This is a genomic window from Sphingomonas sp. J315 (assembly GCF_024666595.1).
Lineage (GTDB): Bacteria > Pseudomonadota > Alphaproteobacteria > Sphingomonadales > Sphingomonadaceae > Sphingomonas.
In genome coordinates this window covers 1171743-1196089 of record NZ_CP088296.1, presented here as the reverse complement: position 1 = coordinate 1196089, position 24347 = coordinate 1171743, and the positions used below count along the sequence as shown (strand labels likewise).

The 24347-nt window shown below is 65.1% G+C and carries 17 protein-coding genes and 3 pseudogenes; 16 read left to right on the top strand and 4 right to left on the bottom strand.

Features of this window, described 5'->3' with window-relative positions; all coding sequences use genetic code 11:
- Window positions 1-2: 2 nt before the first annotated feature.
- From LRS08_RS06170 to LRS08_RS06125, 10 genes and pseudogenes are all read left to right on the top strand, one after another.
- Window positions 3-338 (top strand): TrbC/VirB2 family protein, encoded by a 336-nt coding sequence (locus tag LRS08_RS06170; protein ID WP_257844483.1) that lies wholly within the window; start codon window positions 3-5, stop codon window positions 336-338.
- A complete protein-coding gene (locus LRS08_RS06165) occupies window positions 335-607 on the top strand; it encodes a VirB3 family type IV secretion system protein (protein ID WP_257844484.1) in 273 nt (90 codons plus the stop codon). The genes LRS08_RS06170 and LRS08_RS06165 overlap by 4 nt, the downstream gene beginning before the upstream one ends.
- Window positions 601-3060, top strand: a complete 2460-nt coding sequence (trbE, locus tag LRS08_RS06160) for a conjugal transfer protein TrbE (protein ID WP_260481455.1) — start codon at window positions 601-603, stop codon at window positions 3058-3060. Before LRS08_RS06165 ends, trbE begins: the two co-directional genes overlap by 7 nt.
- Window positions 3057-3791 carry a P-type conjugative transfer protein TrbJ gene (gene trbJ, locus LRS08_RS06155; RefSeq protein WP_257844485.1) on the top strand — a complete coding sequence of 245 codons (735 nt, stop codon included), beginning with the start codon at window positions 3057-3059 and terminating at the stop codon, window positions 3789-3791. The genes trbE and trbJ overlap by 4 nt, the downstream gene beginning before the upstream one ends.
- A gap of 122 nt (window positions 3792-3913) precedes the next feature.
- A pseudogene (gene trbL, locus LRS08_RS06150) lies at window positions 3914-5205 on the top strand (P-type conjugative transfer protein TrbL).
- A gap of 3 nt (window positions 5206-5208) precedes the next feature.
- Entirely contained in the window at window positions 5209-6045 is an 837-nt protein-coding gene (gene trbF, locus LRS08_RS06145) for a conjugal transfer protein TrbF (RefSeq protein WP_257844486.1), read from the top strand.
- Window positions 6042-6893: a P-type conjugative transfer protein TrbG gene (trbG, locus tag LRS08_RS06140; RefSeq protein ID WP_257844487.1), complete on the top strand. Its 852-nt coding sequence runs from the start codon at window positions 6042-6044 to the stop codon at window positions 6891-6893. The genes trbF and trbG overlap by 4 nt, the downstream gene beginning before the upstream one ends.
- A gap of 29 nt (window positions 6894-6922) precedes the next feature.
- The gene (locus LRS08_RS06135; protein WP_257845481.1) at window positions 6923-8113 is read left to right on the top strand and encodes a TrbI/VirB10 family protein; all 1191 of its coding nucleotides are present in this window, start codon (window positions 6923-6925) and stop codon (window positions 8111-8113) included.
- A complete protein-coding gene (locus LRS08_RS06130) occupies window positions 8114-8341 on the top strand; it encodes a DUF2274 domain-containing protein (RefSeq protein ID WP_257844488.1) in 228 nt (75 codons plus the stop codon).
- Entirely contained in the window at window positions 8338-8574 is a 237-nt protein-coding gene (locus LRS08_RS06125) for a helix-turn-helix domain-containing protein (RefSeq protein ID WP_312026669.1), read from the top strand. Before LRS08_RS06130 ends, LRS08_RS06125 begins: the two co-directional genes overlap by 4 nt.
- Here LRS08_RS06125 and LRS08_RS06120 read toward each other — a convergent pair.
- The 4 genes from LRS08_RS06120 to LRS08_RS06105 form a co-directional block, all read right to left on the bottom strand.
- Entirely contained in the window at window positions 8536-9741 is a 1206-nt protein-coding gene (locus tag LRS08_RS06120; protein ID WP_257844489.1) for a tyrosine-type recombinase/integrase, read from the bottom strand. The genes LRS08_RS06125 and LRS08_RS06120 overlap by 39 nt on opposite strands.
- A gap of 220 nt (window positions 9742-9961) precedes the next feature.
- Window positions 9962-11560, bottom strand: coding sequence for a family 43 glycosylhydrolase (locus tag LRS08_RS06115; RefSeq protein WP_257844490.1), 1599 nt, complete (start codon window positions 11558-11560; stop codon window positions 9962-9964).
- A gap of 17 nt (window positions 11561-11577) precedes the next feature.
- Window positions 11578-12603, bottom strand: coding sequence for an alpha/beta hydrolase (locus tag LRS08_RS06110; protein ID WP_257844491.1), 1026 nt, complete (start codon window positions 12601-12603; stop codon window positions 11578-11580).
- A 14-nt stretch (window positions 12604-12617) separates the two neighbouring features.
- Window positions 12618-15437 (bottom strand): TonB-dependent receptor, encoded by a 2820-nt coding sequence (locus tag LRS08_RS06105; RefSeq protein WP_257844492.1) that lies wholly within the window; start codon window positions 15435-15437, stop codon window positions 12618-12620.
- 622 nt (window positions 15438-16059) lie between these two features.
- On the opposite strand from LRS08_RS06105, the gene LRS08_RS06100 reads away from it, so the two are divergent.
- From LRS08_RS06100 to LRS08_RS06075, 6 genes and pseudogenes are all read left to right on the top strand, one after another.
- Window positions 16060-19101: a TonB-dependent receptor gene (locus tag LRS08_RS06100; RefSeq protein ID WP_312026682.1), complete on the top strand. Its 3042-nt coding sequence runs from the start codon at window positions 16060-16062 to the stop codon at window positions 19099-19101.
- Window positions 19101-20408: a polysaccharide lyase family 1 protein gene (locus tag LRS08_RS06095; RefSeq protein WP_260481453.1), complete on the top strand. Its 1308-nt coding sequence runs from the start codon at window positions 19101-19103 to the stop codon at window positions 20406-20408. The genes LRS08_RS06100 and LRS08_RS06095 overlap by 1 nt, the downstream gene beginning before the upstream one ends.
- A 32-nt stretch (window positions 20409-20440) precedes the next feature.
- Window positions 20441-20755, top strand: a pseudogene (locus LRS08_RS06090) (ThuA domain-containing protein); the annotation flags it as partial.
- Window positions 20754-21104: pseudogene (locus LRS08_RS06085) on the top strand (ThuA domain-containing protein); the annotation flags it as partial. The pseudogenes LRS08_RS06090 and LRS08_RS06085, both read left to right, overlap by 2 nt.
- 39 nt (window positions 21105-21143) lie before the next feature.
- On the top strand, window positions 21144-21539 hold the full coding sequence (locus LRS08_RS06080; RefSeq protein ID WP_374581278.1) for a cupin domain-containing protein: 396 nt from the start codon (window positions 21144-21146) through the stop codon (window positions 21537-21539).
- On the top strand, window positions 21536-24322 hold the full coding sequence (locus LRS08_RS06075) for a pectate lyase (protein ID WP_260481452.1): 2787 nt from the start codon (window positions 21536-21538) through the stop codon (window positions 24320-24322). Before LRS08_RS06080 ends, LRS08_RS06075 begins: the two co-directional genes overlap by 4 nt.
- The last annotated feature ends 25 nt before the right edge of the window (window positions 24323-24347 follow it).

Sequence of the window (24347 nt, the reverse complement as noted above, 5' to 3'; positions counted from 1 at the left end):
CCATGCGTCTGTCCCGCATCTCTCAAACCAGCAACATCGTCACCGTCGCGGCCGTCGCCGCGCTCGGTCTCGCTATCGCAACAACCGCGCAGGCGGCGGGCTCGGGTATGCCCTGGGAAGAACCGCTCCAGCAGGTGCTGGAGTCGGTGCAGGGACCGGTCGCCAAGATCGTCGCGGTGATCATCATCATCGTAACCGGTCTGACCCTGGCGTTCGGCGAGACCGCGGGCGGGTTCCGCCGGTTGATCCAGATCGTCTTCGGTCTCTCGATCGCCTTTGCCGCGTCGAGCTTCTTCCTGAGCTTCTTCAGCTTCGGTGGCGGGGCGCTGATCTCGTGATCGGCACCGGGCAGCATATCGACGGCTTCGAGGCGCCGATGCACCGGGCGCTGGCCCAGCCGATCCTGCTTGGCGGAGCGCCGCGCGCGATCGCGATCGTCAATGGTACGCTCGCGGCGGCGCTCGGGCTCGGCCTCCAGCAATGGATCGCGGGCCTCATCATCTGGGCGTTCGGGCACACGCTCGCTGTGTTCGCGGCGAAGCGCGATCCCGATTTCGCGCCGGTACTCGCCCGCCACCTTCGTCAGAAGGGGCGGTTGTCATGCTGAACCTTCGCGAATATCGCAGCCGCGCCGACCGGCTTGCCGATCATCTACCCTGGGCAGCGCTGGTGGCGCGCGGCGTCGTCCTCAACAAGGACGGCAGCTTCATGCGCGTGCTCGCTTTCCGCGGGCCAGACCTCGAATCCGCGACCGAGGCCGAACTGGTCGGGGCGTGCGCGCGCGCGAACAATGCCCTCAAGCGCTTCGGCTCGGGCTGGGTGCTGCATTTCGAAGCCGAGCGACGCGAAGCGCTGGGTTATCCGGCCAGTCATTTCCCCGAAGCGGCTTCCTGGCTTGTCGAGGAAGAACGCCGCGCCGCGTTCGAGAGTGCGGGAGCGCATTTCGAGAGCTGCTATCATCTGACACTGAGTTTCCTGCCTTCGCCCGATCAAGCGGACATGGCGGGCCGCGCGCTGGTCGAGCGCAGCGACGAGGTGAAAGGGCGCGACTGGCGCCAGGCCTTGGCGGCCTTCATCGCGGAAACCGATCGCGCTCTTGATCTGTTCAGCGGCTTCATGCCCGAGGTCCGCGCGCTCGACGATGCCGAGACGCTGACCTTCCTGCACGGCACGATCTCGACGCGGCGCCATCCGGTCACCGTCCCCGAAACCCCGATGTATCTGGATGGCGTGCTCACGGACACGCCGCTGACCGGCGGTCTCGAGCCCATGCTTGGCGCCGAGCATCTGCGCACCCTCACCATCCTGGGTTTCCCGAACCTCAGCCGTCCCGGTATTCTCGACGCGCTCAACCATGAGGGCTTCAGCTATCGCTGGGTCACCCGCTTCATCGCGCTCGACAAGACCGACGCGATCCGGACGCTGACGAAGCTGCGTCGGCAATGGTTCAACAAGCGCAAGTCGATCACGGCGCTCCTGCGCGAGGTCATCTACAACCAGCCCGTCCAGCTCCTCGACAGTGATGCCGACAACAAGGTGGTCGACGCCGACCTCGCCCTGCAGGCACTCGGCGCCGACCATGTCGCGTTTGGATATCTGACAACGACGATCACCGTCGCCGACGACGATCGTGCTCGCGTCGAGGAGAAGGTTCGTGCGGTCGAGCGGATCGTCAATGGGCTCGGCTTCGCCTGCATCCGTGAGAGCATCAATGCGGTCGAAGCCTGGCTGTCGAGCCTGCCGGGCCATGCCTATGCCAATGTCCGCCAGCCGCTCGTCCATACGCTGAACCTTGCCCATCTCATGCCGCTGTCGTCGGTCTGGGCCGGGCCGGCGCGAAACACGCATTTGGGCGGTCCGCCGCTGCTCTATGCCGAGACCAGTGGTTCGACACCGTTCCGGCTTTCGACCCATGTCGGCGACGTCGGCCATATGCTGATCGTTGGCCCGACAGGGGCGGGGAAGTCGGTGCTACTCGCACTGCTTGCGCTCCAGTTCCGGCGCTATCCCGACAGTCAGGTCTATATCTTCGACAAGGGATTCTCGGCGCGTGCCGCCGTTCTCGCGATGGGCGGCGCACACCATGCGCTCGGCCTTGGCAGCGAGGATGGCGAAGGGGGCAGGGCCATCGCCTTTCAGCCCTTGCGGCATATCGACACGGCCGACGAGCGTGCCTGGGCGGCGGAATGGATCGGCGCGTTGCTCGCCCACGAAAAAGTGCTCGTCACGCCCGAGATCAAGGAAACAATCTGGTCGGCCCTGACGAACCTCGCGACCGCGCCGGTCGAGGAACGCACACTCACCGGCCTGTCGCTGCTGCTCCAGTCGGCACCACTACGCTCCGCGCTGGCGCCCTATACCTTGGAAGGGCCGTTCGGCCGCCTGCTCGACGCGGCGGAAGACGACCTAGCCATCGCCGATGTCCAGTGTTTCGAGACCGAAGCGCTGATGGGGCAGGCGGGCGTGGTCGCGCCGGTCCTGACCTATCTGTTCCATCGGCTCGAGGCGCGCTTCACGGGGCGGCCGACGCTGCTCATCCTCGATGAAGCCTGGGTGTTTCTTGATCACCCGTTGTTCGCGGCACGCATCCGCGAATGGCTGAAGGTGCTGCGCAAACGCAACGTCGCCGTGGTGTTCGCCACCCAGTCGCTCGCCGATATTGCCGACAGCACAATTGCGCCCGCGATCATTGAGAGCTGCCCGCAGCGGATATTGCTCCCGAACGACCGTGCGATCGAGCCGCAGAGCCAGGCCGCCTATGTCCGGTTCGGACTGAACGCGCGGCAGATCGAACTGGTCAGCCGGGCGACGCCCAAGCGGCATTATTATCTCCAGTCGACCCGCGGCAATCGCCTGTTCGAGCTGGGCCTCGGCCCGATCGCCCTGGCGCTGTGCGGCGCGTCCGATCCTGAAACCCAGAAAACCATCGATGCGCTGCTTGCCGAGCATGGCGCCGCGAATTTCGCCGCGCGCTTCCTCACGAATGCCGGCCACGCTTGGGCCGCATCGCTGCTCGCCGATTTTCCCGATCCCTCAGTCCCCGAAGGAGAAGCCCAATGAAGAAATATGTGATCGCCGCCCTGCTTGGAACGGGAGCAGTCGGTTCGCTGACCGCAGGTGTCATGACGAGTATGCCGGCGTCCGCGCAGCTCAGTGTCTTCGACCCGTCGAACTACTCGCAGAACCTGCTCACCGCCGCGCGAACGCTCCAGCAGATCAATAACCAGATCCAAAGCCTCCAGAACGAAGCGCGGATGCTCATCAACCAGGGCAAGAACCTGACCCGCATCGACTTCCCGCAGCTCGACCAGCTCCGCCAGAAGCTCGCCGAGATCGATCGGCTGATGGGGCAGGCGCAGGGGATCGACTTCCGCGTCGACCAGCTCGACGAGCGGTTCCGCCAACTCTTTCCCGACAGTTTCGATCAGGTCTTGGGCCGCGACCAGCGCGTCGCCTCCGCCAAGGAGCGACTCGACACTGAAATGGCCGCGTTCCGGCAGACGATGACCGTTCAGAGCGGCATCGTCGAAAATGTTCGCGATGATGCCCAGACCCTGAAGGCGATCGTCGACAGGAGCCAGGGCGCCGAGGGATCCTTGCAGGTCAGCCAGGCGACCAACCAGCTTCTCGCGCTGACCGCCAAGCAGCAGTTCCAGATCCAGACGCTGATGGCCGCGCAGTTCCGCAGCGAGTCGCTCGAGGCCGCGAAACGTGGTCAGGCCGAGCGCGAGGCGCGGGAGCGGACCAACCGCTTCCTTGGCGACGGCAAGGCTTACACGCCGCGGCAATGAGCTGGGCGGCGCTGGTCTTCGCCCCCAGCCAGCGCCGTTCCGTCGCGGGGGCCAGGTGGCTCGCCCCCTCGGTCTCCGGTCCCCGCGACACCTTTCGAGGCTTCACGCAGGAATCCACGCATATGGACGACCTCAACGTCATCGATCAGTTCATGGATGCGTTCGTTCGCTACATCGACAGCGGCTTCGGGCTGCTGGGTGGCGATGTCGGCTTCCTGACCACGATCCTGATCGGCATCGACATCACGCTTGCCGGCCTGTTCTGGGCGCTGGGCGGCGAGGATGACGTGCTCGCCAAGTTCCTCAAGAAGATCCTCTATGTCGGGGTCTTCGCGCTCATCCTGAACAGCTTCTCGACGCTGTCCGACATCGTCTTTCGCAGCTTCGCCGGCCTTGGCCTGACCGCAGGGGAGGTGCGATCACCGCCGAGGACCTGTTGATGCCGGGGCGGCTCGCGGGAACCGGGTTCGAAGCGGCCTGGCCGTTGCTCGAACAGGCCAAGGAACTGGTCGGACCGGTCGGCTTCTTCGAGAATTTCATCGAGATCGCGGTACTGGTGATCGCTTGGATTGTCGTCATCGCGGCCTTCTTCATCCTCGCGATCCAGCTCTTCATCACGATCCTCGAGTTCAAGCTGACGAGCCTTGCCGGCTTCGTGCTGGTCCCGTTCGCGCTGTGGAACCATACCGCGTTCCTTGCCGAGCGCGTGCTCGGCAATGTCGTGAGCTCCGGCATCAAGGTTATGGTGCTCGCTGTCATCGTCGGCATCGGCTCGAACTATTTCGCTGACTTCACCAACGCGATCACGGGTGACACGGTGTCGATCGAGCAGGCGGTCTCGCTGATGCTTGCGAGCCTCGCGATCTTCGGGCTTGCGATCTTCGGCCCCAGCATTGCCTCCGGCTTGGTGGCGGGCGCGCCGCAACTGGGCGCCGGATCGGCGATCGCCACGACCGCGCTGGCCGCCGGCGGTATCGCGATGGGCGGCGCTGGCGCCATCGGCGCGGCGCGGGGCATCGCTGGTGCCGGGCTTGGCGCGATCCGTGCCGGCACGACGATGGGGAGCGCCGCATCGACCGCCTACAAGCTTGGGCAGGAAACTTCCGGCCAGTCCAGCGTCGGCGCGGGCCTTGGCGGCATGGCAAGCGCTGCCAAGGGGGCGGCCGGCGACAGGGTTCGCAACGCTTTTGGCCTTCGTGCTGCAGCCGAACGCGGCCGACAGGCTGTCTGGGCCGCCGGAAGCGGTGGGGCCTCCGGCAGCGCCCCAGAACCCGCCGGGTCCATGCCGGCCTGGGCGCAGAAGCTCCAGTCCACGCAAGCCTCCCGCCACCGCCGTCAGATGGCGGTCCACACCATTCAGGGCGGAGATCGCGGCGGCGCGGGCATTACTCCAGACATCCGGGAAAGGGATTAGATCATGCGATTCAAGCGTGCCGTCGAGCGATATGGGCGAACGCCCGAGCCGGAAACGCCGTATCAGCGTGCCGGGCAGCTTTGGGACGAGCGGATCGGTTCCGCCCGCGTGCAGGCCAGGAACTGGCGCCTGATGGCGTTCGGTGGGCTGTTCCTGACCACAGGCCTGTCGGCCGCGCTGGTCTGGCAGTCGATGCAGAGCCGGGTTGTGCCCTATGTGATTGAGGTCGATCGCCTGGGTGAGGCGCGCAGTGTCGCGCCCGCCGCGGTCGACTATCGGCCGACAGATCCCCAGATCGCCTGGCACCTTGGGCGGTTCGTCACCAATCTGCGGTCCCGCTCGCTCGATCCGGTGCTGATGCGCGAGAACTGGCTGTCGGCCTACGATTTCGCGACCGAGCGCGGGGCGCTTTTCCTTGGCGAATATGCCCGCACCTCCAATCCGTTCGCCGAGGTTGGCCGCAAGACCGTGTCGGTACAGGTCACGAGCGTGGTGCGCGCGTCGGACACCAGCTTTCAGGTTAAATGGACCGAGAGCGCTTATGAGCGTGGCAGCCTCGCCGGTACGTCACGCTGGACCGCGATGCTAACCGTAAAGGTACAGTCCCCGCGCTCTGCCGATGTCCTGCGCAAGAATCCGCTTGGGCTCTATGTCGATGCGATCGACTGGAGCCGCGAGTTGGAAGCGCCTGCTGAACGTGCGCCTTCCTCACAGCCAATCCCATCTCCGGCGGAAACCCCAGCTACAGCACCGCCCGCCGGCCTCCCTCTCGGCTCGCCTCTCGATCCGAACCTCTCGCAGCCAGCCGCCGCGCCGTCCCCTGAAAGGAACGCCCGATGATCCGTGCCATCCTCCTGTCGGCGAACATGATCGTGCTCGCCACGCCCGCCGCCGTGCACGCGCGTGAGACCGTATCGTCGGTCGATCGTGTGACAGCTGCGAACCGGGCTGCGTTGCGTGAGCCTTCGCGCGACGGCTACATCAATGCCGTTCAGATCTATCCCTATTCGGAAGGAGCGCTCTACCGGCTCTATGCCGCGCCTGAGCGCGTGACCGACATCATGTTGCAGGTCGGCGAGGCGATCGTCTCGGTGGCGGCCGGCGATACGGTACGCTGGACAGTCGGCGACACCACCAGTGGAAGCGGCGAGGGCAAGCGCGTCCATATCCTGGTGAAGCCATTCGCGGCCGGATTGAGCACGAATCTGGTCATTACCACCGACAGGCGAGCCTATCACCTTCATCTTCAGAGCACCGCCGCAAGCGCAATGGCGGCATTGTCCTGGAGCTATCCGCAAGATGAGCTCGTCGCGATCCGCCGGCGCGAGGCTGAGGCTAGGGCGGCGGCGCCCATTGCGTCGGGGGTGACGGTTGAAAGCCTCAACTTTGACTATGCGATCGGTGGCGACAAACCCGCCTGGCGACCGATCCGCGCGTTCGATGATGGGCGGCAGACCTATATCGAATTCAGTCCGAACATCGCGGTTGGCGAGGCGCCGCCGCTGTTCGTCATCGGCGACGATGGCGAAGCCCAGCTCGTCAACTACCGCGTCGCCGGACGCTATTATGTCGTCGATCGCCTGTTCGGTGCGGCCGAGCTGCGCCTTGGCGGCAAGAAGCAGAAAGTCGTTCGGATCGAGCGCACGTCTGAGCGGCGGGCGCGTCGTGAGGCGGGGAGGGTGTCGTGACCGACGCGCCCGCTCCACCGGATACCACGATGCCAAAGGCCGATCCTGAAGCGCTGGTCCTGCGGGCATCGCCTGGACGGGTGACCCGCTTCCGGCGTGGCGCGATCATTGCCATCGCAGCGGCGGGTTCGACCGCTATTGCCGGCGCCGCCTGGCTTGCTTTGAAACCGGCGACACTCAGCCTGATCGCACCGGGCGAGGACAAGCAGATCGGCACGAAAGCGCCACCTGACGCGCTCGCGGGCGCGCCGGCGGGGTATGGTGACGTACCGAAGCTTGGGCCGCCGCTTCCCGGTGATCTCGGGCGGCCGATTCTCGAGCGCCAGCGGCAGCTCGGTGGACCGCTTTCGGCCGATCCGAATGCGGACGTGGCGTCCAAGGTGGCGCAGGACGCTGAGGCCGAGCGTCAGCGAGCGGCTGCCGAGCGCCGCACGGCGCGTGAGTCCGGCGTCATGCTGCAGCTCGCAGGCGGGCGCGCCACGGCGGCACCCGCAACCGCCGTTGCCGCCGATACACCCTCTGCGCCCGAAGGAGCCAAACCCTTCCTCGATCCCGATCTCGACCCCAATGCTCAGGCACGCAAGAATGAGCTGGTCGGGCGCGCGAACCGCGACGAGGACACCAATCCGCATGCGCTGACCGCAGCGCCTTCGCCCTACACGCTCAGTGCCGGAAGCCTGATCGCGGCAAGCCTCATCACTGGGCTCAACTCCGACTTACCGGGGCTGGTGGCAGCGCAGGTGACCGAGAACGCCTATGACAGCGTGACCGGCAGGATCCTACTGATCCCGCAGGGCTCGCGTTTGATCGGCAGCTATGACAGCGTCGTCGCATTCGGGCAGAGCCGCGCCTTGCTCGTCTGGCAGCGGATCATCCTGCCGGACGGCTCCTCGATCCGCATCGACAATGTGCCCGCGACCGATACCCAGGGCTATGCGGGGCTATCAGACCGGATCGACCGTCACACCTGGCAGCTCTTGAAAGGCGTCGTGCTGTCGACGCTGCTCGGTGTTGGCACCGAACTCAGCTTTGGCAGCGGCGAAAGCGATCTGGTCCGCGCCATCCGCGAATCCGCGCAGCAGAGCGGCGCAAGGGCAGGAGATCAGCTCGTCACGCGCAATCTCAACATCCAGCCGACCCTGAGGGTGCGGCCAGGCTGGCCGCTTCGGGTGGTCCTCCACAAGGACATTGTGCTGCGACCTTGGCGGGGAGGGAAATAGATGCCTGAGATCAAGCTTGCCAGGCTGCCCGATCGCACGCCGGTGAAGATCTCGGTAAGCCTTCCACCGACCCTGATGACGGCACTGAGCGATTATGCGGCCTTCTATGCGGATACCTATGGGGTGGCGGAGCCCGTCGCCGAGTTGGTCCCGGCAATGCTCCAGGCCTTCCTTGAGGGCGACAGGGCGTTCATGCGCGGTCAGGCCGCCAGGGAGCGGGGCAGGTGAGGAAGCTCCAGCGCAAACCCTCGGTGACTCTGGAACCTGTAGCTGGCGCCTTGCGGCCGCTTTGCGTGACCATCGAAGAGGCGGCGGGCCTACTTTCGATCGGACGGACTCGAGTCTATCAGCTGATTGCATCCGGTGAGATCGAGATGATCAAGATTGGCAAGAGCAGCCGTGTGACCACAGAGAGCCTAAGCTCATTTCTTGCGCGCGCGGCTGTTCGAAGCGGGAACTGAAGCTTTGGCCGAGCTCTGGCCGTGGAGATAGTTCGCCCACGCGGTCATCAGCTTCCCGCGCTTCTCGAAGAAGTCAGTACGCCGATAGGCGGCCTCGACCTGGTCAGGAATCCGGTGCGCGAGTGCTTTGTCGGCCACTTCTTTGGGAAAGCGTGTCCGCTCCGCCGCCCAGTCGGTGAAGCTGCTTCGGAAGCCATGCACAGTGTAACTGCCGACGTTCAGCGCCTTGAGAAGCTTGGACAGCGTCATGTCGGAAAGAGGCTTCTTACCGCCGATCGAGAACACCAGCGCGTCATCGCCTCGCCGCGCGCGCCAGTATGTCTTGAGGAGGGCGACCGCGGGCGCGGACAATGGAACAGTATGTGCCACTCGGGCCTTCATGCGCTCCGCTGGTATCGACCACACGCCCGCATCGAGATCGAACTCCGGCCATGTCGCGTTACGGATCTCGTTCGAACGGGCAGCCGTATAGATCAGGAGACGCAGCGCATCGCGGCTGACCGTGGGCTCGCTGACCAAGCGATCGATCAGGCTGGGCGCCTCCGCATATGGCATCGCTTCGAAATGTTTGCCGCGATCCGTCTGTCTGGGGAGACCCTTGATCACTGTCCGAAGTGAGGTTTCCTCGCGGCGCCACCCTTCGATATGGGCGAAATCAAGGACGGCGGAGATACGCTGAAGAATTCGGCGCGCCGTCTCCGGAATCTTCAGCCATATCGGTTCCAGCGCTCCGCGGACCATCGCGCTGTCCACCGTGTCGATCGGCTTCTTCCCGATAAGCGGAAAAATGTGGTTCTCAAGGCTGGAAAGCCAGTTTTTCTTTCGTCGATCGTCCCATCCTTCGGACAGAGTCTCGTAACACTTCCTTGCGGCCTCATCGAATGTTGGAATGGGCTGTGCTTTTGCAGTTATATTGCGCTTGGACTCGCGGCCGATCGACTCAACACCTTTCTTGATATCGGCGCGAAGAGCAGCAGCAGCGGCTCGCGCTTCGGCGAGCGTAACCCAGTCCGTGGACCCAAGTCCGAAGTCGCGTCGGCGCCCTTGGTGCTGGATACGGAGCATCCAGCTTTTCGCCCCAGTCGGCGTGACGCGAAGCAGCAAGCCTTTGCCGTCGCAGTAAGTTCCTGGCTTCGCCTTGGCGATGCGGAGTGCAGTCAGTGCCATTGTCAGCTCGTGAGCTGGTCAAATCCACTCCCGATCCCGCCCAATATACGACCCCACGAAATGAGGCGAATTTGCACGTTCGGTAGCGAACGCAGGCAATCACGGACGATACGTAACGTCAAGAACAAATTAGATAATTGGACAATGATGAACAGTAATGAACAAGTATTATGTAGTCCTCAGCTCCACCAGCCGCTCCGCATCCTGACGCGCCATCGTCTTATCCCAGTGCCTCGAACCGGAAATCGCTGAACTTCGCCGTGCCTGCACCCGCCGAATAGAGGCCGGGGCGGAGCATCAGGAAGCCGCCGCGGACATTGTGGTGGTATCCCGAAACCTCCATGCCGCGATCGAACCGGTGCCAGGTCTTTCCGCCATCGCCGCTGGTGTCGTAGGTGACAATGTGACGGTCGTTGGTGACGCGCAGCCGCATCTTGCGGCCATGCGGGTTGGCGGGGCGGCCGCGTTCGATGCCGTATTGGTGGGTCACGAAGCGCTTCTCGTCGAAGCCGAGGCCGCAATAGAGTTTGTCGTCGTAGAACAGGATGAGGCCGGCGGTCCCGCCCGGTGCAATCTCGATATCGCATTCGAAGCGATAGGCGGGGTCGCCCGCGATCAGCAGCAGCGGCGACGAGCTGGACGGCGCGGTGCCGCGCGCGTCGAGGTGCAGGACGTTCTTCGCAACGCGAACGCGCGTGCGTTCATCAGGGGCGGGGCGGAAGAAATTCCATTTGGTGCCGAGCGCGAGCGTGGCGAAATCGTCCGACAGCTTCATGCCGTGCGGGCCGCTCTTCGTCCCGCCCCTGGGCTTGGCGATCGGCTGCGACAGGTCGCCGCCTTTCATGCGGAACCAGCCGTCATCGGTCCATTCTACGGGATCGAGCAGCGCCTGTCGCCCCAGCGTCCAATAGCCATTTTCATAGCCGTGATAGACGCTCCACCAGTCACCCCCCGGCCCCTCGACCAAGGTTGCATGGCCGCGCGACCACCATTTTTCCTGCAGTGAGGTGGTGCGGACCAGCGGGTTGTGCGGGCAATTCTCCCACGGCCCGTGGATCGAGCGTGAGCGCGCGGCGATCACCATATGCCCGGTCGGCGGCCCCGCCGTCCCGCCGACGGCGGTGATCATGTAGAACCAGCCCTTGTGGCGCGTGATCTTCGGCCCCTCCGGCGCAAAGCCCTCGACGATCCAGTCCTTGGGATAGCGCCACGGGTCATAGACATGCTCGGGCTCGCCGATCCGTGACAGGCCGTCGTCGGACAGCCGCACGCGGTCGCCACCCGACAGGAACAGCCAGCGCGAGCCATCCTCGCCCACCGCATGGCCGGGGTCGATATGGTTGGGCAGCTTCAAGTCGATCGGATCGCTCCACGGCCCCTCGATCCTGTCGGCCCAGATCACCCAGCTGGTGTTCGGCCCCTTGGTCGGAATGTAGAGGAAGTAGCGGCCATTGTGTTTGCACAGTTCGGGGGCCCAGACCGATCCGATATTCTTTGTGAGCGCTGCGCCGACCGGCTGCCAGTTGATCAGGTCGCGCGAATGCCAGATGACCAGGCCGGGGTAGGAGTCGAAGGTCGAGAAGGTCATGTAATAGTCCTTCCCGTCCTTGAGGATCGTCGGATCGGGATGGTCACCCGCCATGAGCGGGTTGAGGAAACGCCCATCGCCAAGGTCGGGAATCCGCTGATTGTCGAAGCCGCGCTTCCAGTCCGGGGCGGTCGGTGCAGCCTTGGTCTCGGTCGCCAGCGCCGCGGGAAAGGTCGAGAGCGCGCCTCCGATCGAGGCGGCGCCGATCAGGTCGCGACGGTTGATACGCATGGCTACTTCCCTTGGGTTCAGACGAGGATGCCGGTTGCCCAGGCGAGGAACAGGTCGGGCCAGATCGCGACGGGCTTGCCCAATGTCCGGCGCAGGCCGAATCCATGGCCGCCATGGGCGAAGAGATGCGTTTCGACGGGGATGTTCTTCGCCCGCAATGCCGCGCGCAGCAGCAGGGCGTTTTCGACCGGAACGACCGCGTCATCCTCGGCATGGACGATGAAGGTCGGCGGGGCATTGGCGGGGACGTTGCGGTGCGGCGAATGCGCCGCCTCGCGCGCGGCATCCGCGGTGTCGCCGACGAGCAAGGTGCGCGAGCCGGGGTGGGCGTGCGGCGCGCTCATGCTGATCACGGGGTAGATTGGCGCGGCGGCGTCGGGGCGCGCGCTGAACCGGTCGGCGGCGTCGACGGGGTCATAGACGCGTGCGTCGAAGCGGGTGAGCAGATCGGCGCAGAGATGCCCGCCGGCGGAAAAGCCCATCGCCGCGACGCGTTGCGGGTCGATGCCGTAATCGCGCGCGCGGTGGCGGATCAGGCGCATCGCGCGCTGCGCATCGGCGAGCGCGACATTGGGGCCAGCAGCCCAGCCATCACCCGGCAGGCGGTAGAACAGGACGAAGACGGTGAAGCCGCGCGCCGCCAGCCAGCGGCCGAGCTCATAGCCCTCCTTGTCGATGACGATGTGGCGATAGCCGCCGCCGGGGGTGATCATCACCGCCGCGCCATTGGGGCGGTGCGGGCGGAAGACGACGAGGCGCGGGCGCGTGATGCCCAGCACGGCGCGGTCGGTCAGGTCGCGGTCGGTGCTGCGTTCGGTGACGGTTTCGACCGGCGGGGTCGCGGGCATCCCCGGCGCGCCTCTGGGCCACAGGTCGATGGTTTCGGTCGGGTCGGGAAGCCCCGCCGGCCCCGGCTTTCCGGTGGCCGGCGGTGCGGTCTGGCCGCGGGCGGCGGCGGACGCGATCAGCGCCGCAGTCACCCCGGCGGTGGCGAGAAATTCACGGCGGCCGGGCCGAAGGGGAGCCTCACTCCCGGCCGCCATGTCCCCTCTCTCGGTCACATCTTGATCCGCGCGCCCACCAGGATCGTGCGGCCGAAATGATTGCTTTCGTAATTGCGACGCGCACCGATATCGACCCAGCGACCGCGATAGGCGTCGGTGAGGTTGGTGCCCTCGACCGAGACTTCGAGATAGTCGGTCAGCTTGTAGCGGACCGAGGCGTCGACATTGGTGATCGCGTCATAGCCTTCGAAGATGTTGCCCGTCGCGGATCCGGCATCGGTGAAGCCGTCACGATAGCTGACCGAAGCGCGCGCGCTGAACTTGCTGTCTTCGTAGTAGAGGGTCGCATTAAACTGCTTCTTCGACAGGCCGAAGAGCGTGTTTTCGAGCGACACCGACGGGAGCGCCCCGCCCGGTGTCGTCGCCGGTCCCTGCTGGGTGTAGGTTGCAGAGCTGTCGACGAAGGTCGCGTTCACGATGCCGCCGAAGTTCGACAGGAAGCCGGGCAGGAACTTGAACGGTGCCTGGAGCGCGACTTCGACGCCCTCCAGCGATGCGCCGGTACCATTGCCGGGAGTCGAGATCGTCCAGATCGGCTGCGACTGCTGCGCCGGATTGAGTGCGGCGGGCGAGGACGGGACCAGCACCGAGGGAGAAAGGCCGGTTTCGGTGAAGGTGCCGGTGCGGGTGAGCGCGACCGGGAAGCTCGCGACATCCTTCTTGAACAGCGCGACCGAGAAGATCGACTGCGGCGCGAAATACCATTCGACCGCGAAGTCGAAATTGGTCGCGCGGAACGGCAGCAGGAACGGATTGCCGCTGGTCACGCGATAGTTGAAGCCGTCGGCCGAGCCGCCCGGAGTCAGATTGCCGAGCGAGGGACGGGTCATCACCTTGGCGATCGCGCCGCGGATGATCAGATCCTGCGACGGATAGAGCGCGAGATTGAACGATGGCAGCCAGTCCTCGTAATCGCGCTCCACCGTGACCACGACACCGCTGTTGATGCCGTAGGATGACTGGTCGGTGCGGACATAGCGGATGCCTGCGTTGAGGGCATAGTCGAGCCCAAGCAGATTGCCCTTCGCATCGAACTGGAGGTAGCCGCCGGTGGTTTCCTCGACTACGCCGCGATTGTTGCCGACGTCGAGCGCGGCGGTGCGCCCATAAAGGTTGGTATAGGCGGTCGCCGCGTCGAGGTTCGGAATCAGCCACTGGGTCGTCGTGCCCGTCGGGGCATTCGAACCGGTGAGCGTGAACAGTTCCGACAGGGCAGACGTCACCGGGAAGCCGTAGATCGCGGTCGGGCCGAACAGGCTGGTCGGTGAGCAGGTGAGCGTGCCGAGGACGCGATCGACGCCGCCATTGCCGCACACCGCCGTGTCGCGGGTGAAGGCGACGATGTCGTAATTATAGCGCCGCCACACCGCGCCCGCCTTGACCGTGAAATCCTCGGTCACGTCCCATTCGGTGCGCAGCTGGGCGTTGCGGAACTGGTTGAGCACGTTCGACGGCCGGTCGCGGATTTCGGCGAGCTGGAAGTTGCCCGGGGTGGTGACGCTGGTTCCGAAGGTCAGCGTCGGTGCCATCATGTTGCGATAGTCGTAGCTGTAACCCTGCGCATCGCGGTCATCGAACACGATGGTGGTTTCGCGCGGCACATCGGCGTTCGAGCGCGAATAGCCGCCGATCAGGGTGAAGCGGAAATTGTCGGTGACGTCCTGGTCCCAGCTCGCCCCGATCTGGTAGAATTCGGTTTCGGTCTGCTTGAAGAAATGCTCGGTCCGCACCCACGCATCGTTGAGCGTCGCGGCGATCATGTTGTTGTTGCTGTCATAGACCGGGTTGACGACGTTGATTGACCGCTCGTTGGAGCGCAGCAGCACCTCGCCCCATTTCTCGCGGCGGTCGCCCTTGAAGTTGGAATAGAGCGCGTCGATCGACAGGCGGGTTGCGTCGCCCGGCGACCATTGCAGGCTGCCGGTGACGCCCAGGCGCTCGCGATAATGGGAGATTTCGCCATAGCGCGGGATCCGCGGGTGGAACGAGGTTGCGGCCTGGTCGCACGCGGCGCTGGGGACATAGGTGCCGCCGCTGTTCGCGGTGGTCCAGCAATTGGTGCCGTTGACCGAGTCGAAGCGCGCCTGTGCCCAGCGCACGGTGTTGTTGCCGACCTCCCGGGTCTTGGTCTTTTGATACGCGGCGGAGATCGAGGTGCCGAGCGTGCCGTCGGGCGACTTCCAGCCGAGCAGACCGGCGACGCGCGGCCCCCAGGTGTCGGACAGGTCGTTGTAGCTGCCCTGTGCCGATGCGGCGAAGGTCAGCCCATATTTGCCCTTGAGCGGGTTGCCGGTGTTGAGGTCGACGACCGCGCCCAGCGAGCCTTCGTCGAGGTCTGCCGATGCGGTCTTGTGGACCACGATCGAGCTGAACAGTTCGGATGCGAACACGTTGAAATCGAACGCGCGGTCGCGGTTCGAGGCGGCACCGTCATGGCTGGTGGTGATCGTCTCAAGCCCGTTGACGCGGACGCGGGTGAATTGCGAGCCGAGGCCGCGCACGGTGATCGCGCGCCCTTCGCCGCCGTCGCGCTGGATCGAGATGCCCGGAATGCGCTGAAGCGATTCGGCGAGGTTCTGGTCGGGGAATTTGGCGATGTCCTCGGCGACGATGGCGTCGACCGCAGCGACGGAGTCGCGCTTGACGTTGAGCGCGGCGTCGAGCGAGGCGCGGAAGCCGGTGACGACGATTTCCTCATCCTCGCCCGCTGCGGGGTCGGCAGGCGCGTCCTGCGCCTGGGCGGCGGTGGCGATAACAAGGGCGGAAGTGGCTGCCAGCAGGCGGGCGCCGCCACGGCGAACAGTGAACCGCATTGATATTCCCCTCTCAAACGGTGTCGTTGACACCGGTAACTTCAAAAGACCCTGCGAAGTGCGCGAGGCCGGATGTTTTGCGGAGGAGGGCGGCCGAGTCGCGAATCGCGATCACAGGACATGATCCTCTCCGTCATCGCCGTGTTCTCACGGTCGTGCACTGGCTTGCTTGAGAAACCGGTGTCATGGCGCTTCTCCGCCATTCTGTTGCGGGTGTCAACCCACGTACCCCGGCCGGGTCCCAGTGCACGCTTGGAGGCGAACCCGCTTCTAATGCGAGTCATTACGGGACGGTCGTCGGGCCGGGCCTCGGTTTGCCAGTTGAAAATCCGATGTCTGCCTGATACCGGTGTCATTCGACGGGTCGGCCACAGGCCCGCGCCGATATCAGAGAGAGGGGATTCCATGGCCATTCGTCATCTTCATTTCGCACGCCGCTCGAGCTCGGGGCTGGCGCTCGCTTTGGCATTGGTCGCAGCGGGGCCAGCCTGGGCGGCGCAGTCCGATGCCGCACCTGCGGATGGCCAGGCCGACGCCGACAGCGAAGAGGTAGTGGTTACCGGTTTCCGCGCCAGCCTGGCCAACGCATTGAGCGACAAGCGCAAGGCCGACCAGATCGTCGATTCTGATCACTGCCGAGGATATTGCGGACTTCCCCGACGCCAACATCGCAGAATCGATCCAGCGCCTGCCCGGCATCTCGATCGATCGCGACAATGGCGAGGGCCGGTCGATCACCGTGCGCGGGCTGGGGGGCGACTTCCAGAGCGTGTTTCTGAACGGTGCGGATGCGCAGAACATCTCGGGCGGCAACCAGTCGGATGCCGGCGCGAACCGGTCCCGCGGGTTCGACTTCAACACCTTTGCCTCGGAGCTGTTCAGCGGGGTCAAGATCACCAAGTCGGTGACTGCGTCGAACGAAGAGGGGTCGCTGGGCGCGATCATCGACCTCATCACCGGCCGCCCGCTTGCCTATAAGGGCGACCGGTTCGCGGTCGGCGCGGAGGCGGAGTATCGCGAGAATGGCGACAGCTGGAACCCGCGCCTGACCGCGCTCTTCTCAAAGCGTCTCGCCGAGAATTTCGGCGTACTCGCGACGGTGGCCTATCAGGATCAGCGCCAGCAGATCGATTCCTATCGCCGCCAGCCGGGCCAGTTCGAATTCGCCTATCGCAATTCGCAGCATGCCGGCGTGTCGCCCAACGTGTTCGGCTTTGCGCGACCGACCGGCACCGGCACTGGCGCGACCTTTGGGTCCGACCCGGCGGCCTATGCGCTGGTCACCCCGACGACGATCATCCCGGCGCTGCCCCAGATCGGACGGCAGGATCTGGAATATGACCGACTGGGCGTGACCTTCACCGCCCAGTGGCAACCGACGTCGCGGACCGAAATCATCGGCGACTTCGTCTATTCGCGCTATCGCCAGGAATCGAATTCGCAGGGCATCACCACAATCGGGCTTAACCGCAACGGGACCAATGCCCGTGTCGCGCAGAACACGTTGCGCGCCCTCAATACGGCAAACGGTCTGGCCGACCGGCGAGCGCTCTATGCGCGTTGCGACGCCAGCGCCTCGCTCGATTGCGGCCAGGCGCTGTACGGCAACACCCTCGTCACCGGCACACGCGCGAGCTACAACCCGTTCAACCTCGACCCGTTCGATTATTACAATTCGACCGTGTCGCCGGGCTACATCCCCAACGCCAACAGCATCGCCTATTATGACGAGCTGCTCGGTCGTCCCTCAACCCAGATCCGCGCGGCAAATGTCAACGCGGCAGGTCAGGCCGATTACCTGGTGCTCGACAATGTCGACTGGCGCAGCTTCGCCGATGCGCAGATCGGCCAGACCGACTTCAAACAGGCGACGCTGAACGTGAACCATGAGTTCAGCGACAATTTCCGCGTCGCGGTGACGGGGGGCTGGTCTAAGTCGGAGTTCAATGCCGAGGGGATGCTGGTCGAATTCAACGCAATCGACCGCGACGGCTATGTCTTCGACGAGCGGGGCGGCGGGAAAATGCCGATCTTCAACCCCGGCTTCAACGTCGCCGACCCGACCCAGTGGACGCTGGTGAAGGGGCTATCGACGATCCGCTACTTCACCAATGAGGTGAACAACGAATTCCGCGTGGGTCGCGCCAATTTCGAACTGGACCTGTCCGAACAATTCACGCTGCGCTTCGGCGGCACCTACAAGACGTTCGACTTCGACAGCCTGACCGGTCGCCGCAACCAGGGGATCGAGGCGATCAACCCGACGCTTCAGGAGGCGGGGTTGCAGATCACCCAGCTGGGCCAGCTGGTCGGATTCGGCCAGGGACTGAACGTGTCGGCAGGGACGCCGACCAGCTTCTACGCCCCCAATCTCGACGCGTTTCGCCGCTATTTTTCGATCGACTGCAACTGCATCAACAAATGGGGCGACTATCGCGCCCAGACCGATGGGCGTGAACGCAATGCAGTGCGCGAGCGCGACATGGCGGGGTTTGTCCAGATGGACTTCGACCTCGACCTGATGGACCGCCGCCTGCGCGGCAATGTCGGCGTGCGCGTCGCCAATACGCGGGTTGACGGGACCGGGTCGGTCGGTGGCGCGGCGAACGGCGTGCTCGGTACGGTCGTGACCGCGCGCAACGAATATACCGATGTGCTCCCTGCCGGTAACCTGACCTATGAAGTCAGCGACAATTTCCAGATCCGCGCCGCTGCCGCCAAGACGATGTCGCGGCCGCAGCTGTCGGCGCTGACGCCCGGCACGACCTCGTTCCCGACCGGCCTGACCGTCGGCGGGGCTGCGCCGTCGATCACGGTGGGCAACCCGTTCCTCAGCCCGTTCCGCTCGACCAACCTCGACCTCAGCTTCGAATATTACTGGGGCACCAACGGCTTTGTCGGGCTGGCGCTGTTCCAGAAGGACATCAGTTCCTTCCCGCAGCAGGTCGCGGGCGAGTTTACGCTGCAGGACATCTATCCGCAGGCGATCATCGACCAGATCCTGACCAACGTCACCAGCGCAACGTTGGCACAATATATCCGCGACGGCGGGGTGTTCGCGGTGCGCCAGTTCAACGACGCGCCGGGCGGCAAGATTCAGGGGCTGGAGCTCAACGTCCAGTCGAACTTCTTCTTCCTGCCCGGTTTCCTCGAGCGGTTCGGCGTCACTGCGAACTACACCTATATCAAGTCCGAGCTGAACTACCTGACCGGCACCGCGCTCTCGACGACGCAGGGGCAGACCGGATCGACGGCGGTCAATGATTTCGCGACCGCGCCCTTCCTCAACACCTCGCCGCATTCGTTCAACGCGACGCTCTATTACGAGCATGGCCCACTCAAGGCGCGCGTGTCGGGGGCGTATCGCAAGGAATATGTGAACCGCTTCCCGCTCTCTTCGGGCACCTGTGCGGTCGGCACGACGACCAATGGCGGCGGGGTGTGCAACTCGCCGGTGGTCGCGGACTTCGGGTACAATGAGGATACGTTCAACCTCGACTTCGCGATGTCCTACAAGCTGACCAGGGCGATCAGCCTGTCGGTCGAGGGGCGCAACCTGACCAACACCCCGCAGTATCGCACCATGTATCAGGCGAACCCGGTGTCGAGCAGCTATGCCAGCACCGGCCGCATCGTCACCTTTGGCGTGCGCGCAAACTTCTGATGCTGGCTGCCTTGCTGCTGATGTCTGCGGGGACGGCCGTGCCGCTCCCCGCTTTTCCCGGCGCGGAAGGCGCGGGTGCGCTGGCGCTGGGCGGACGCGGCGGCAAGGTGCTGACCGTAACCACGCTCGCCGATAGCGGCCCGGGCAGTCTGCGCGCGGCAGTGGAGGCAAAGGGGCCGCGGATCATCGTCTTTGCGGTTTCCGGCACGATCCAGCTGCAAAAGCCGCTTACGGTCCGCGAAGGCCAGGTGACGATCGCCGGGCAGAGCGCACCCGGCGACGGCATCACGCTGCGCGATCATCCGTTGGTCGTACAGGCGGACGATGTGGTGATCCGCTTCATCCGATCGCGGCTCGGGGATGAATCGAAGACCGAATCCGACGCGATCTGGATCCGCGCGGGGCGGCGGATCATCCTCGACCATGTCTCGGCGAGCTGGTCGGTGGACGAGACGCTGTCGGTGTCGGGCAACTATGCCGAGCCGGGCGAGGGCTGGTTCGACGTCACCGTGCAATGGTCGATCATCGCGGATTCGCTGACCAGATCGCTCCACGCCAAGGGCGCGCACGGCTATGGCAGTCTGGTGCGCGGCGGGCGCGGAGCGCGGGCGAGCTTTCACCATAATCTCTGGGCCAACCACAGCGCGCGGATGCCGCGCCCGGGCAACTACGCCCCCGCGGCGAGCGATCCCGAGGGGGCGTATTTCGATTTCCGCTGCAACCTGTTCTACAATTGGGGCGGCAGCCGGTCGGGCTACAATGCCGACAAGGACAGCCTGTCGCGGTACAATTTCGTGGGCAATGCGTATGTGCGCGGGCCGCAATCGACCAAGGCGATCGCATTTCAGGAAGGCAATCCGGTCGCAAAATCCTTCTTCGCCGACAATATGATGGATGGGGTGATTCCATCCGATCCCTGGTCGCTGGTGAGCGGGATTGTCGATCCGGCGCAGAAGCTGTCCGCCCCGGTCGAGATGGCAAAGGTCGGCTGTGCCGGTTCGGCAGGGGTCGAGGCCAAGGTGCTGGCGAGTGCCGGGGCATCACGCAGCCGCGACAGCGTCGATGCGGCAGTCGTCGAGGGCGTGCGCACCCGGACCGGCCAGCAGATCGATCGCCAGAGCGACGTCGGCGGCTGGCCGGCATTGCGCAGCGGCCCCGCGCCGGTCGACAGCGACGGCGACGGCATGCCCGATGCGTGGGAGACCAAGCAGGGGCTGGACCCGAAGCGCGACGATTCCGCGGGCGATCGCGACGGCAACGGCTATACCAATATCGAGGATTATCTGAACGCGCTGGCCGTCCGCTGAGTGGACCGCTCGCTTGAAATGAGGAGAGTGACATGCGGGCGATGCTGATGCTGCTGGCGGCGATCCTGCTGGGCGGAACCACGCCCCCGCCCCCGCCCGAAGTCCTGATCTTCAGCCACACCACCGGCTGGCGGCATGACTCGATCGAGCCTGCGGTCGCGGCAATCACCAAAGCGGCGGAGGCGAAGGGTTATCGCGTCGCGGCGAGCGAAGACCCGGCGCTGTTCGACGATGCGGCGCGGGTGAAAAGCTTTGCGGCGATCGTGCTGCTCTCGACCACGACCAACCCGAAGGAGCCGGCGAGCGAGTGGTTCACAGGCGCGCGGCGCGACAATCTGGTCGCCTATGTCCGTGGGGGGCGGCGGGATCGTCGGCGTGCATGGCGCAGCGGACTCGCATTACCATTGGGACTGGTATGGGCGGATGATGGGCGCGCGCTTTGCGCGGCATCCGGCGGGGACGCCCAAGGGCGTGGTGCGCCGTGCGCCGCTCGACCACCCGGCGATCCGCGCCTTTCCCGACACCGCCGAACTGGTCGATGAATGGTATTGGTTCGACGATCTCGACCCCCGCCTGCGCCCGCTGCTGACTCTCGACCCGGCGTCGATCGGGGAGAAGGGCGTCAATCCGCGTCCGCTCGCCTGGGCGCATCGGTTCGAGGGCGGGCATGTCTTCTACACCGGGCTCGGTCACACCAAGGAAGCGTGGAGCGACCCGCGTATCCTCGCGCATGTGATGGGCGGGATCGACTGGGCGGCAAAGCGCGGCGCGCGGCCGATGGTGGTGATCGACGAGAATACGAAGCGCGTCGATGAGCCGCCGCCGCATGGTGCGATCGGCATGAGCACCGCGTGGCGGATCAGCGACGGCGTGCCGGGCCGGATGATGGAATATCGCAAGCGCGCGCTGCACAAGGGTGCTGCGATCGGCGTCCACCCGATCGGCCATGACGAGGTCTATGCCGTGGTGTCGGGCGAGGGCGAAGTGACCTCGGATGGCCAGACCGCGCGGCTCAAGCCGGGAATGACCGCCTATCTCTATGATGGCGCGCATGTCGGCATTCGACAGATCGGCGAGAAGCCATTGGTGCTGATCGTCGCCTATCCGCTTGAAGGAGTACCGCGTAAATGATCGACCGCCGCAAGCTGCTTGCAGCATCCGCCGCACTGGCGCTGACCCCCGCAGTCGCGCGCGCGCAGACTCCGTCGAGCAGCGAGATTGCCGCGACGATGAAGCGCGCGACGCGGTTCATGGTGGAGAAGCTCGCCTATCGCGGCGGCTATCTCTGGTCCTATCTGCCCGACCGGTCGCGCGTGTGGGGCGAGCTGGAAGCGTACAAGACGATGGTGTGGGTGCAGCCGCCCGGCACCGCGACGATGGGGCATCTCTATCTCGACGCGTATCATGCGACCGGCGACGACTATTATTATCAGGCCGCAGCCAGGGCGGCACAGGCGCTGATCGACGGACAGCTGCCGACCGGCGGCTGGGGTTATTTCATCGACTTCGGCGGTCCTGCCTCGACCAAACGCTGGTACGACACGATCGGCAAGAATGCCTGGCGGATGGAGGAATTCCAGCACGACTGGGGGAACGCCACCTTCGACGATCAGGGCACCGGTGAGGCGATCCGTCTCCTGATCCGGATCTATGTCGAGAAGCGCGAGCAGCGGTTCAAGCGCGGGCTCAACAAGGCAATCGAATTCATCTTCGCCAGCCAGCTCGACAATGGTGGATGGCCGCAGCGCTGGCCCCGCGTCAAGGACGGCGGGCTGCACGGCAAACCCGATTATACCGGCCTCATCACCTTCAACGATGGGGTAATCTACGACAATATCGACGTGCTGCTGACCTATCACCAGGCGATCGGCGATCCGCGCGTGCTCCCCGCGATCGAGCGGGCGATGGACATCTATCTGAAGACCCAGCATCCCGCGCCGCAGGCGGGATGGGGGTTGCAGCATCGCGCCGATTTCTCCCCGGCTGGCGCGCGGACCTATGAGCCGGAGGCGCTGGTCACGCATACGACCGCGTCGAATATCGAAGAGCTCATGCGTTTCTATCGCCTCACCGGCAATGCCAAATATTTGGCGCCGATTCCGGCGGCGCTCGACTGGCTCGACAGCGTACGGCTGCCCGAGGAATTGCGGGTAGGGACCCGGCACTTCCCGACCTTTGTCGAGATCGGCAGCAACAAGCCGCTCTGGGTCCATCGGCGTGGGTCGAACGTGGTCAATGGCGAATATTATGTCGATCACGACCCCGCGCACACGATCGGCCATTACAATCCGCGCCGTTCGGTCGATGTGGCGAAGCTGCGCCGCGAATATGAGAAATTGCGCGCGATTCCCGGCGGCCCGGTTTCGAAGGATTCTGCCTTTGCTCAAGGGCCGCCAGCCGCTGTCGCCCTATTGGGTCGCTGCGGTCGAGCCCGGGTCGGACATGAATGTCGCCGGCGGCAAGAGCGTGGCCGAGCTGGTCGCGTCGCTGAACACCGAGGGCTGGTGGCCGACGCAGCTCAAGGCGATCAGTCACCCGTATCGCGGTCCGGGATCGAAGGAGGTCGCGCCGGGCGATTTCCGCTCGACCAATGTCGGCGACAGCAGCGACACGTCGCCATTCGACGTCAAGGACGGGCCGATCGGGATTTCGACCGGCACCTATATCGATCACATGGTGACCCTGATCGGGGCGCTGCGCAGCGGTTCCTAGGTGGGGTCGACGACCAGGCGGCAGTTGCGCAGCTCATAGCCCGCGACCAGCGGGTTCCAGCCAACATCGGGCGCGCGCTCCAGTCGCATGCCGGGGATGCGCAGCAACCGGTCGAGGAACACGGCGGATTCGTGCAGCGCCACGCCCGCGCCGGGGCAGCGATGCTCGCCGTCACCAAAGGCGAGGCCCGGGCCGGTGACCTTGGGCGCGCGGGTCCGGTCGGGGTCGAGCGCGTGCGGGCAGGCACCGACCGCCGCCGTATCGCCATTCGCCGCGCGGATATCGAGCGCGACGGTGCCGCCTTCCGTGTGGCGATAGAGCGTACCAACCACGGGTTCGAGCCGGAGGATTTCCTCGAGGATCGCGATCTGCCCATCGGCATCGGCGGCAAGGAACTGCGCGCGCAGTTCGGGCCGTTCGAGCAGATGCCAGCCCGCCATGGTGATGAATTCGCGCGTCGTGACCATCCCGGCCGCGCCATAAGTAAAACATTCGGTGAGGATATCGAGCGGGGTGTAACCCTCGCTCAACAGGTGCGAGATCACGTCCTCACGCGGCGCGGCGCGGCGTGCCTCGATCGCCGGTTTCACGTCCCTGGCGTAGAAGCGCCGCATGCGCCACTGGCCGAGCAGGAAGCTCATCAGCTCTGCAATCTTGCCGCGTCCGGTCTGGAAGGTGGTGCTGAAAAATGCGTCGAGGCGGCGGCTCATGCCCGGAATGTCGCTTTCGGTCAGGCCGACAATCTCCGCCGCGACGGTCACCGCGAGTTCGAGCGACAGCCGGTCGAGATCGCCGCCGCCATCGCGCACCAGCCGTGCGATCAGCGCGGCGCTGGTACGCTCCATCAGCTCGCGATAGCGGGTCTCGACCACGCGCGGGGTAAAGAAGCGCGCGGTCCCGCCGCGCTGGCGGCGATGCGCCTCGCCATGCAGGAACAGGATCGGCGGGCGGGCGCGGCCGCGATAGCGCAGGATCACCTCGGCCTTGAACCCCGCCTGACGCGCATCCGGATCGCGCAGAACCGCGCGCACGGGATCGAAGCCGGTCAGGGTGGGCGCGTCGAGCAGTCCGCCGCGCGCCGCGCTTGCCGATTTGCGGTCGTCGCGCGCATGATCGACCGGACAGCGTCCCGCATTCGGGGCGGCGACCTGCGACGGGGCTGGCATGGCGATCTCCACATTGTGATATACTATGGATCATAAAATAGCGAAGCGCAGCGCGGTTTCA